Genomic DNA, 10,956 nt, shown 5'->3' on the forward strand with positions numbered 1-10,956 from the left:
GGAACACGGATGACACGGATAAAACTGATTTCCGCAGATTTTCAATTTTAGTACTGTCAAAATCCGTTTAAATCCGCGATTGCGAAGCATCCGTACAATCCGCGTTCCATATCATTTAATTGATTAAATTTGCCGAAAATTCCTGCAATGAAATTCCCAAAATACTACCTTGCCGCTATAACCGCATTTATCATTTGGGGATTTTTCAGCTTTGTGCTCAAGCCGTTACAGGCCTACCCATCGCCCGATATATTGTTTTACCGCATCTTTTTTTGCGTGGTGCTCATGTGGGTAACCAATGTGCTTTTCAGGCGTAAAAATATTGCCGAAAGCAGGGCCAGCTTTATGCAACTTGAACCTAAAAAGCGTAAAAACTTAATTGCGCTTACCATTATAAGCTCGCTTTTACTGTGTGCTAACTGGTTCTTTTTTATTTATGTAATGAACCACATAAGTGTAAAGGCGGCATCGTTCGCGTATTTATTATGCCCTATCCTTACAACCGTTTGCGCATTTATCATTTTAAAAGAACATCTCAGCAAACTGCAATGGGGAGCTGTAGCTATAAGTTTTGTGGGTTGCATTATGCTATCATACAACAGCTTTAACGATGTATTTTACAGCTTTATAGTAGCCATTAGTTATGCGTTGTACTTAGTATTACAAAAGAAATTTGAGGGTATCGATAAGTTCCTGTTGCTCTCGGTACAGCTGTTAATATCGTCGATAGTATTGCTGCCGTTTTATCCAGTGTATAGTGGCCCATTACCCACGGAAATTATGTTTTACAGCTACATCCTTATCATTGCCATATTCTTCACCATTACACCCATGCTGCTTAATCTATTTGCACTGAAGGGAATCAGTTCTTCTACATTAGGGATCATGCTGTACCTTAATCCGCTTATAGGCTTCTTTTTGGCCGCATTTTATTATGGAGAAGAAATCTCTGCCATGCAAATAGCAGCCTATTCACTTATTATAGTGTCCATAGTGATTTTTAACGTGGGAAGTTACCTAAAGATAAAGGCAGTCTCAACACCCGTGCAGTAACATAAAGATTTTCAGATAAAGCAAAACAGCCACCTGTAAAGATGGCTGTTTTGTTTACAGTTATAAGAAATCAGCGTGAATCTGCTCAAATCAGCGTCATCCGCGTTCCATTTTTCTTAGTATTCAAAAGTACCATACTCGCTGGTAATGGTCAGTTTTTTGGTAATTTCCCCTTCGGGGGTTAGGGGGCTAACACGACCTATAATCTGCGCATCTACGTTAAATGATTTAGAAATGTCTATAATATCCTGAGCCAGATCTGCCGGAACATATACCTCCATACGGTGGCCACAGTTAAACACCTGGTACATTTCTTTCCAGTCGGTACCGCTTTGCTCCTGTATTAACTTAAATAGTGGCGGAACCGGGAATAAATTATCCTTAACCACGTGTACGTTATCTACAAAGTGCAGCACCTTAGTTTGTGCACCACCACTGCAATGAACCATACCGTGGATATCTTTCGGACTATACTTCTCTAATATTTTTTTGATGATAGGCGCATAGGTACGTGTTGGCGAAAGCACCAGTTTACCGGCATCTATGGGGCTGTCGGCCACTTCATCAGTCAGTTTTACGTTACCTGAATATACAAGATCTGACGGAACTGCCGCATCATAACTCTCCGGGTATTTAGCCGCAAGGTAGTTGTTAAAAACATCATGGCGTGCCGATGTTAACCCATTGCTGCCCATACCGCCGTTATACCCTTTCTCGTAGCTTGCCTGCCCGAAAGACGCAAGGCCCACAATAACATCGCCCGGCTGTATATTGGCATTGTCTACCACATCGCTGCGTTTAATGCGCGCAGTAACAGTACTGTCTACAATAATGGTACGCACTAAATCGCCCACATCGGCAGTTTCACCGCCGGTTGAGTGTATGGTAACACCAAAGGTTTTAAGTTCGTTTATAAGCTCTTCGGTACCGTTTATAATAGCCGAAAGCACCTCCCCCGGAATTACATTTTTGTTACGGCCTATAGTGCTGCTTAGCATAATATTATCTACAGCGCCCACGCAAAGCAGGTCGTCTATATTCATAATAAGGGCATCCTGCGCAATGCCTTTCCACACCGATATGTCGCCGGTTTCTTTCCAGTACATGTACGCTAAAGACGATTTTGTACCCGCGCCATCGGCATGCATAATAAGGCAATAATTATTATCTCCCGTAAGGTAATCAGGCACAATTTTGCAAAAAGCCTTAGGAAACAGTCCTTTATCTATGTTTTTAATGGCGTTGTGCACATCTTCTTTAGAAGCCGAAACTCCCCTTTGGCTATAGCGTTTGCTGGTATCAGAACTCATTATGAAACGGTTTGTGTTGCTGCGGCAAAGATAGTTTTAATTTGTTTATTTGGCAATTTGTTTATTTGTTGATGTGAGGGACAAACTCGTATAATTTTAATAATGATAAATTGAGATGTCAAAACGCAACACTTCGATAAATTTTGTATTTTTGAAATACTAAATGAAGCGAATCATGGATATGGCAGCCCAAATCAAAAATAATTTAATCGCAAGGATTAAAGATTCTACCGATTTAAATTTACTCAGAGCCCTTCAAACTATTTTTGATTCTTCAGAACAATCACTATATCAACTATCTAATAAAGAGCAAAGTGCCATAAACAAGGGACGTGAGCAAATTGCACAAGGAAATTTTACTGAAAACACTGAAGTAATGCAGGAAATGAGATCATGGCTAACAAAAAAATAGTTTGGTCTGAACTTGCGAAATTAGAACTTGCCGCTACATTAGAATTTTATTTACTTCAAAATGGTACTCCCGACTATAGCATCAAGCTATTAAATGAAATTGAAGATTTACTGACTACCTTATCAAAGAGCGAATTTATTGGAAGGCTTACATCTAATAAAACTACGCGAATTGTTTCCATGAAAATTTATTCGATATTCTATGAAATAAATATGATCAAATTGAAATTGTTTCATTTTGGGACGACCGTCAAAACCCTTATAACAGAAAAGTAAAATAACAAACCCCGCCACTTTAGTAACGGGGATATAAATTATTACATTAAAAAATTAGCTAATTACTATATTACTAAACCTTACTTAATTCTCCACAATAAGCACTTCTACCCTGCGGTTAGCTTCGCGCTCATTAGCATCTTTTTCGGGTATTGCATACATGGGTTGCGATACGCCAAAGCCTTCAAAGCTTAGGCGGCTTTTATCGATACCGCTTTTGTTTAAGAACATCATTATAGCCTTTGCACGTTGGGTAGAAAGGTCGTTTCTATCGGCTTTCATGCAGCATACATGCCCCTGAAGTTTAATTTTAAGCAACGGGTTGGCCTTCATAACCTCAAGCAGTTCAAACAAACGCGGGCGCGAGTCGGGCATTACGCCAAACGTGTTTTCATAAAAATTAAGGTTGGGTATACGTATTTTTTCGCCTTTTTTAGCTTCGCCAAGTTGCTTCATAAATGCCTGGTCAAGCTTAAGTTCTTCTTCTTTTCCACCCGCCCCCATTGCCATAACGCTGGCAGGGTAACTTACCGGACCTTTAGGTTTTGCAGGTGCAGTAGTTTTAGGAGCTTCGGTAAGGCCCAACACTTCACTTTCGCGGGCAAGGTCTTTTTGCTTTAAAAAGTAAATCGTAACCTTACGGTTTTCTGCCTTTATGGGCGATTGTTTATGTAGCTTACCAAAGCTGCGGGTTTTAAAATCTTCGCGGGTATTTACTTTACCCTTTATATTTCTAAAAACTGTGGTTACCCGGCGTTGCGATAGCGTGTCGTTAAGGCCTATCGTTCCGTCTTCATCGGTGTAACCGTTTATTGCCAATATTTTAGATGTACCATTAGTATTTATCCAGCCTAATAGCCTGCCCTGTTCTATTGGGGTAAGTTCATATTTATTACTGTCAAAATATATAGAGAATTGATCCTGAGCCATAAGCATGGCAGGAAAAAGCAGTAGCATAAGTATGGAGAACAGTCTTTTCATAATGGTTTTGTTTTTGAAAATCTAACGAAAGTAACGATTTATTTATTTTAAACGTTACGCCTGTGTTTTTATTGGCACACAACAATATTATCAATAGGCATACAAAATGTATGCTGCTTTTTATAATCGTTACTACAGTGTGAATCCTTTTACAGTATTTTTGGCGAAAAAATTCTTACTATTTAATTTTATTTAGTTAAAATTAAGCATAATTCAATAATTTAATATAAAAAAACTAACAATCATAATTCGTAAATTGTTAAAATTCCTTTAACGCTATTTTAACAGGAACACAACCGTGTTCGATGTAATTTCACATCCTGAAACCAAGTAAAGCCAATACGTTATGGATACTACATTCGGACTATTCTTTCAAGGTTACCCCCACCTGCTGCAAAAATTTCGCAGCCAGCAACGCGATGTTGTAGAAACTAACATTTTGCCTTTTATAAAAGCTATTGCCATGAGGGGAGAAAAAGCGGCTAAGCTGTTTTTTGATGAGCATAAGTTTTTACGCCAGGACTCTGCCAGGGCAGAGCAAAGTACGTTTTCTGCAGCCGGTATTGTACCCGCTGATGAGAGTGCCTTTGTAAGCAAAGACCTCGCATTACAGGTATTGACTCCCGAGTCTTTAAGCAGGCTTGAAGCAATTTTTAGCGAGCGCCTTAACGATTGCCTGGACCACTGGCAAACCCGTAATAATATTACCCTGTTTCATGAAGCTGAGAAGGTTTTGTGTATTGCTGCCTGCGAATGGCTTGGCATACCCTTACACGAGCAGGAAATTAACCTGCGCACCGGCCAGCTTTCGTTGCTTGTAGAAGCAGAAGGATCTGTAGGTCCACGTTTTTTTAGAGGACGTACCAGCCGTAAAAGGTTGGAAATGTGGCTTTCTCTCCTTACAGAAGATTTAAGGGGCGGCCGCTTAAAAGTTGCCGGAAATACGGTGTTTCAGTCGGTTGCATTTCGTAAGGATGAAAACGGCGTTATTCTTGATGCCCGTGCTGCCGGTATTGAATTACTAAACCTTATACGCCCTATTGTAAGCGTAGCAAGACATGTGGTTTTTGCGGCAATGGCACTTAAAGAACATCCGCAGTACAGTAACATACTGAAGGAAACCCCTGCGATGTATGATAATTTTGTACACGAGGTTAGGCGTTACTACCCTTGTTCGCCCATGATGGCCGCTACCGTGCGCAATGAATTTGAATATGAAGGCATTAAATTTAATAAAGGTGTGCTGGTAATGCTTGATGTATATGCCACTAACCACCATGAAGATGCCTGGAAAAACCCGGAAATGTTTTTTCCTGAGCGTTTTGAAACCATTAAAAATCATACTTTTAGCCAAGCACAACCTGCCGGAGATACCGGTGTAGATTATGCCCGTACCAGCGGAGAAGTTGCTGTAAGGCTCACAAAATCAGCACTACGCTTTTTAAACGAGCAGGTGCAGTACTCTGTACCCGATCAGGATTTGAGTATTGATATGTCGCGCATACCTGCCCTGCCGCAAAGCCGCTTTAAACTTAAAATAGAGAGTAAAGCCGCAGGATTGGTTGCCATGTAATTGTATCCACCACACCCCCATGATATTCAGTTCATAAAAAAACCTGCAACGCCATGAGCATTGCAGGTTTTAAGAACTGAACGTATTATAAACAATATTTTTAGCTGAACACTTCAACATTTTCTCCATCAAAGCTGGCAAATACCATGCTTGGATGCGAATCCTGGTGAAAGATGTTTCCCTTGGCATCTATCCCAATAGCTCCGGCAAAACCGCCGTAGGGCTTAAGCTCGGCAAAGGTTTTATCAAAGGCATCGGCAATGGCCACGCCATCGGTAACGCGGGTTACTATTTTAGTAGCGGTAGCATTACTCACAATATCTTCGCCCACACCCGTGCAGCTCACGCCGCAAAATGCATTAGCGTAGTTTCCTGCCACGGTAGCACTGTCAGATATCCTTCCTACCATCTCAAAGCCTTTTCCTCCTGTAGAGGTCGCTACGGCAAGTTTACCTTCTGCGTCAAGCGCCACACAGCCCACTGTCCCTGTTCCTGTCGCGGCAAGTTTCTTTTCGTATTCAGCACGGCGCTCGGGCGTTTCAGTGCTAAATTCGGCAAAACCATTAGCCGCAGCAAACTGATTAGCACCTTCGCCACCTAAAACGCGGTCGTCATACGGCATCAGTTTTTCGGAAACTAAAATAGGGTTCTGCACATTCTGGATGTTGATAACACCGCTTAGCTTTTGGGTGGTGCCATCCATAAGGGCGGCACTCATTCTAATTTGCCCGTCGCTTTGAATTTGAGACCCTATACCCGCGTTAAACAACGGATTATCTTCTAATAAAGAAACCGCATAAACCACCGTTTGGGTAGCGCTATGCGACTGTAGGTATTGGTAGGCATCTTTAACTATTGTAGTTAATGCCTGTTGTTTGGCAGCTTTGGTTTGCGCATCGGTAGTAGATTCGCTAAAAAAACCGCCGTGTATAATTAGTTTCATAGTAATGAAATGTTTGCTGATTGATCGCTGTCATTGCGAGGAGGCACGACGAAGCAATCTCATAATTTTCAACGATAGATTGCCGCGCTCCATTGCATTTCGCTCGCAATGACAGTACGTGAAAATGAGCGCCCTCTCCCTCTACTCCTTATCATCGTTCACCGGGTCAGAATCTGCTTCTGCCGGGGTGTATAAAGGAATGGAGTATTGTGAGTTGTGTATTTCCATAACGTGCGTGTTAAGGTCGTACGTATCATACATGCTCATTACATGCACGATCATATTGTTTATGCTAATAGGCTTGCCCAGTTCTACCTGCGTAAGGTTGGTGTCCATTATCTGGCGGCCGTCTACAAGAATTACAAGTCCGCTGCCTATGGCTTCCATTTTACCGTCGCTGGTAATAAGCAGTCCTGTATCTTCACCAAGGCCAATGCCCAGTACGCGGGGGTTACCCACCACTGCCTGAAACAAACGCCCTATACGGCCGCGCTGTACAAAGTGGGTATCTATAATTACATTCTCAATAAGACTAAGGCCGCTGGTAATTTTTACCTCGCCTTTAAGCAAGGCCTCCTGGCTGCTGCCCTGGTAGATCATGTTGTTAGATGCTGCTGCTGCACCGGCCGATGTACCTGCATAAATAAAATCTTCGTTCTTAAATTTATCCAGTATAATATCGTGTAGTTTGGTACCACCAAGAATTGATGTTAGCCTAAGCTGGTCGCCACCGGTAAACATAACCACATCAGCAGCCTGTATACGTGCAAGTATCTCAGGGTCTTTGGTCTGCTCCCTTTTTTCTATATACATAAGGCCCACATTCCTGGCCTGTAAATATTCAAACGCCTTTACATATTGCGGCCCTACCTCACGCGGAATAACCGATGCCGTAGTGATAACCTCAATACGCGACTCTTCGCCGTGTTTAGACTCGCGAATTATACGGCGTAAAATGCCGGTTTCAAAAAAGTTAAGATTATTGGCTATGTTAGCATCATAAGATGCCTCGGTAAAACTGCCCTTATCTACCGCGCCACCTATTATTATGAGTTTCCCCTGTACATTATTCATGCTGCAAAATTAATTAAATACGTAAAAAACGCAATTTACGGTTAATTATTTCTTTACAAATTGTTACCAAAGGCAATATTTGCAAAATATTTACTGCAAAGATACTTTTTAATTATTTTTTTAAGTAATTTTCTAACGATGAAATACGATTTAAAAAGCATCTGTTAAATTTCAACAAAAAACTCAACACCAGCACATTATTTTAAGAATCACAATTAACCTTTTATACCCCTTTTTACCAGTTTATGAAAATCGAGAAAATACAGGCACTTCGCGGACCCAACATTTGGAGCGTAAAAAGAAAAAAACTGATACAAATGCGCCTCGATCTCGAAGAGATGGAGCAATTTCCCACCAATAAAATAGATGGTTTTCGTGAGAGGATAGAGGCGCTGATGCCTTCCTTATATACGCACCGATGCAGCGAAGGTACACCGGGCGGCTTTTTTTCGAGAATTGAACGCGGCACCTGGATGGGCCACGTTATAGAACATATTGCTTTAGAAATACAAACCCTTGCAGGGATGGATACCGGTTTTGGCCGCACACGCGAAACCAAAACGCCCGGCACCTATAATGTAGTGTTTAGCTACCTGGAAGAAAATGTGGGTATATATGCTGCCGAAGCATCGGTGCGTATTGCCGAAGCGCTTATTGCAGGTACCGAATACGACCTGGATGCCGACATACAAATGATGCGGAAAATTCGCGAACGCGACCGCCTGGGCCCAAGTACCGGCAGTATAGTGGAAGAAGCTGTAGCACGCGATATCCCGTGGATTCGCCTTGGCACCAATTCGCTTGTACAGTTGGGTTACGGTATCAACCAAATGCGTTTTCAGGCCACTATTACCAATAAAACCAGCCATATAGCGGTAGATATTGCCTGCAATAAAGAACAAACCAAGCGTATGCTTAGTGCCGCATCTATACCTGTTGCGGGTGGCGACATTTGTACCGACGAAGAAAGCCTTAAGGCTACCATAGAAAAAATTGGCTACCCTATTGTGCTTAAACCACTCGACGGTAATCACGGTAAGGGTGCCTCTATAAATGTAACTAATTATGAAGATGCCGTTGCAGGCCTTGCCTTTGCGCAAAATTACGGCAGCCGTGTTATTGTTGAAAAATTTATAACTGGTTACGATTTTCGTGTACTGGTAATTGATAATAAAGTGGTGGCCGCTGCACAGCGCGTACCGGCACACGTTAAAGGCGACGGACAGCACACCATACAGGAATTGATAGATACTGAAAACATGGATCTGCGCCGTGGTTACGGACACGAAAATGTACTGACCGAAATTACGGTAGACCGCGATACTACTGACTTGCTGACTAAAAAAGGCTACACGATAGACACGGTTCCATCAATTGGCGAGATCGTGTATTTAAAGTCGACTGCCAACCTGAGCACAGGTGGTACATCGATAGATGTTACCGATATGATGCACCCCGAGAATATTTTCCTTTCAGAAAGGATTTCGCGTGTGATTGGCTTAGATGTTTGTGGTATTGATATTATGGCCGAGAACCTAACACAGCCGCTTAAAGAAAATGGCGGGGTTATATTAGAGGTTAATGCTGCACCGGGTTTCAGGATGCACCTTGCCCCATCCGAAGGTTTGCCTCGAAATGTCGCCGCCCCGGTTATAGATATGCTGTACCCTCCAGGCAAGCCAAGTCGCATTCCTATCTTTGCTATCACAGGTACTAATGGTAAAACCACCACTACCCGACTGCTGGCACACATTGTAAAAAACAATGGTTTTAAGGTAGGCTTTACAACATCTGACGGTATTTACGTACAGAACCACATGCTGGAAAAAGGTGACACTACCGGGCCTTTTAGCGCCGAATATATTTTAAAAGACCCTACGGTTGAGTTTGCCATATTAGAAACTGCTCGTGGCGGTATACTTAGAAGCGGACTTGGTTTTAGCCGTTGCGATATTGGTATTATAACTAACATTCAGGAAGACCACCTTGGCCTTAGCGACATTCATAACCTTGACGACCTTTCGCGCGTAAAAAGGGTAATTCCGCGCAGCGTTAAAAAAGACGGTTGGGCAGTGCTTAACGCCGATGACCCTGAGTGTGTTAAAATAGGTAAAGAGCTGGATTGTAATGTGGCGTATTTCAGCCTTGACGAAGACAGTCCGTTTATTAAGGAAGAAGCCAAAGCCGGTCGCGTTACTGCTGTGTACGAAAATGGCTTTGTAACCATAAAAAAAGGCGAATGGAAAATTCGTATTGAAAGGGCATCGCACATTCCGCTTACCTTAGGTGGTAAAGCTAAATTTATGATAGCCAACGTACTTGCTGCCACCCTGGCATCGTACCTGTGGGGCTTTAAGACAGAGGATATAAGCCTTTCGCTTCAAACCTTTATTCCGGGTACGGCACAAACACCTGGCCGTATGAATATTTTCGACTTTAAGAAATTTAAGGTCCTTATCGATTTTGCACACAACCCGGCAGGCTACCTTGCGGTAGAAGACTACCTTGCCAACGTAGAGGCTACCAAAAAAATCGGTATTATATCGGGTGTGGGCGACAGGCGCGACGAGGATATTCGCAAATGTGCTACCATTGCTGCACGTATGTTCGACCATATTATTATGCGAAACGAAAAGCACCTTCGTGGCCGTACCGAAGAAGAAATCAATGGGCTACTTCTTGAAGGGTTTAAAGCCTCGGGTCGTGAGATTACTTACGAAGTGATCCCTAAAGAAACCGATGCTATTAAACACGCCATCAGTAATGCTGTGGAAGGCAGCCATATAACTGCGCTTAGCGATGTTATTGCCAATGCCATACAAATTGTGCAGGGCTATCTTGATAAAGAGAATGAAGAGTCGATACAATCATAAATCAATTCAGTATATACAGAAAGAGCCGGGTAATTAATTACCCGGCTCTTTTGTTTAAAATCAGGCTGAGGCCTTCATTTAATATATTTTTATTAGGTCGCCAGCAGGTGTAAAGGTGGCTGTAATATCAGTTCCGTCCTTGCTAAGTACCAATTTATATTCGCCGTCATCAGCTTTATGAGCTTCTTTTATGGTATAATTACCATAACTTTTCTTGATTTTATCCAGGGCATCTTTAGAAACCTGTGATACTTCTATCTTTTTGTATTGCTTTTCCTGAAATACTGATATAATTTCATCTCCAATTTGTGCTGTAGGTGCAGCCGTAGCGGTAAAACCTGCCGCTAAAACTACTGCTATAAATAACTTTTTCATACTTTATCGATTTAGATAAACTCAAAGTTAGGCAACGTATAAGGTTAGCCATGCCAAATTTATCCTAAATAAACCCTAAAGTATCCT

At 42.1% G+C, this 10,956-nt stretch carries 9 protein-coding genes; 4 read left to right on the forward strand and 5 right to left on the reverse strand.

The features are described 5' to 3' along the window. The first annotated feature begins 147 nt into the window (after nt 1–147). Entirely contained in the window at nt 148–1,053 is a 906-nt protein-coding gene (locus FMM05_RS02755; protein WP_143371805.1) for an EamA family transporter, read from the forward strand. A gap of 116 nt (nt 1,054–1,169) precedes the next feature. Here FMM05_RS02755 and FMM05_RS02760 read toward each other — a convergent pair whose 3' ends face one another. Further along, a complete protein-coding gene (locus FMM05_RS02760; RefSeq protein WP_143371806.1) occupies nt 1,170–2,363 on the reverse strand; it encodes an AIR synthase related protein in 1,194 nt (397 codons plus the stop codon). Between the two features lie 175 nt (nt 2,364–2,538). Here FMM05_RS02760 and FMM05_RS02765 point away from each other — a divergent pair, with 175 nt between their 5' ends. Continuing rightward, entirely contained in the window at nt 2,539–2,775 is a 237-nt protein-coding gene (locus tag FMM05_RS02765; RefSeq protein ID WP_143371807.1) for a hypothetical protein, read from the forward strand. 359 nt (nt 2,776–3,134) lie between these two features. Here the strand turns inward: FMM05_RS02765 and FMM05_RS02775 are convergent, their stop codons facing one another. Further along, nucleotides 3,135–4,031: an OmpA family protein gene (locus FMM05_RS02775; RefSeq protein WP_143371808.1), complete on the reverse strand. Its 897-nt coding sequence runs from the start codon at nt 4,029–4,031 to the stop codon at nt 3,135–3,137. Between the two features lie 346 nt (nt 4,032–4,377). On the opposite strand from FMM05_RS02775, the gene FMM05_RS02780 reads away from it, so the two are divergent. Beyond that, on the forward strand, nt 4,378–5,604 hold the full coding sequence (locus tag FMM05_RS02780; protein ID WP_143371809.1) for a cytochrome P450: 1,227 nt from the start codon (nt 4,378–4,380) through the stop codon (nt 5,602–5,604). Nucleotides 5,605–5,704: 100 nt separating this feature from the next. On the opposite strand, the gene FMM05_RS02785 is transcribed toward FMM05_RS02780, so the two are convergent. Beyond that, nucleotides 5,705–6,547 (reverse strand): isoaspartyl peptidase/L-asparaginase, encoded by an 843-nt coding sequence (locus FMM05_RS02785; RefSeq protein WP_143371810.1) that lies wholly within the window; start codon nt 6,545–6,547, stop codon nt 5,705–5,707. Between the two features lie 141 nt (nt 6,548–6,688). Next, nucleotides 6,689–7,621, reverse strand: a complete 933-nt coding sequence (locus tag FMM05_RS02790) for a cyanophycinase (protein ID WP_143371811.1) — start codon at nt 7,619–7,621, stop codon at nt 6,689–6,691. Nucleotides 7,622–7,866: 245 nt separating this feature from the next. On the opposite strand from FMM05_RS02790, the gene cphA reads away from it, so the two are divergent. Further along, a complete protein-coding gene (gene cphA / locus FMM05_RS02795) occupies nt 7,867–10,494 on the forward strand; it encodes a cyanophycin synthetase (RefSeq protein WP_143371812.1) in 2,628 nt (875 codons plus the stop codon). Nucleotides 10,495–10,572: 78 nt separating this feature from the next. On the opposite strand, the gene FMM05_RS02800 is transcribed toward cphA, so the two are convergent. Beyond that, on the reverse strand, nt 10,573–10,869 hold the full coding sequence (locus FMM05_RS02800) for a hypothetical protein (protein WP_143371813.1): 297 nt from the start codon (nt 10,867–10,869) through the stop codon (nt 10,573–10,575). Nucleotides 10,870–10,956: the final 87 nt, after the last annotated feature.

Source organism: Flavobacterium zepuense, from assembly GCF_007097145.1.
GTDB classification, from domain to species: Bacteria; Bacteroidota; Bacteroidia; order Flavobacteriales; family Flavobacteriaceae; genus Flavobacterium; species Flavobacterium zepuense.

Coding starts and splice junctions, on each gene's coding strand:
- FMM05_RS02755 (WP_143371805.1), top strand. CDS start 148: ATGAAATTCCCAAAATACTACCTTGCCGCTATAACCGCATTTATCATT.
- FMM05_RS02780 (WP_143371809.1), top strand. CDS start 4,378: ATGGATACTACATTCGGACTATTCTTTCAAGGTTACCCCCACCTGCTG.
- FMM05_RS02800 (WP_143371813.1), bottom strand. CDS start 10,869: ATGAAAAAGTTATTTATAGCAGTAGTTTTAGCGGCAGGTTTTACCGCT.
- FMM05_RS02790 (WP_143371811.1), bottom strand. CDS start 7,621: ATGAATAATGTACAGGGGAAACTCATAATAATAGGTGGCGCGGTAGAT.
- FMM05_RS02775 (WP_143371808.1), bottom strand. CDS start 4,031: ATGAAAAGACTGTTCTCCATACTTATGCTACTGCTTTTTCCTGCCATG.
- FMM05_RS02765 (WP_143371807.1), top strand. CDS start 2,539: ATGGATATGGCAGCCCAAATCAAAAATAATTTAATCGCAAGGATTAAA.
- cphA (WP_143371812.1), top strand. CDS start 7,867: ATGAAAATCGAGAAAATACAGGCACTTCGCGGACCCAACATTTGGAGC.
- FMM05_RS02760 (WP_143371806.1), bottom strand. CDS start 2,363: ATGAGTTCTGATACCAGCAAACGCTATAGCCAAAGGGGAGTTTCGGCT.
- FMM05_RS02785 (WP_143371810.1), bottom strand. CDS start 6,547: ATGAAACTAATTATACACGGCGGTTTTTTTAGCGAATCTACTACCGAT.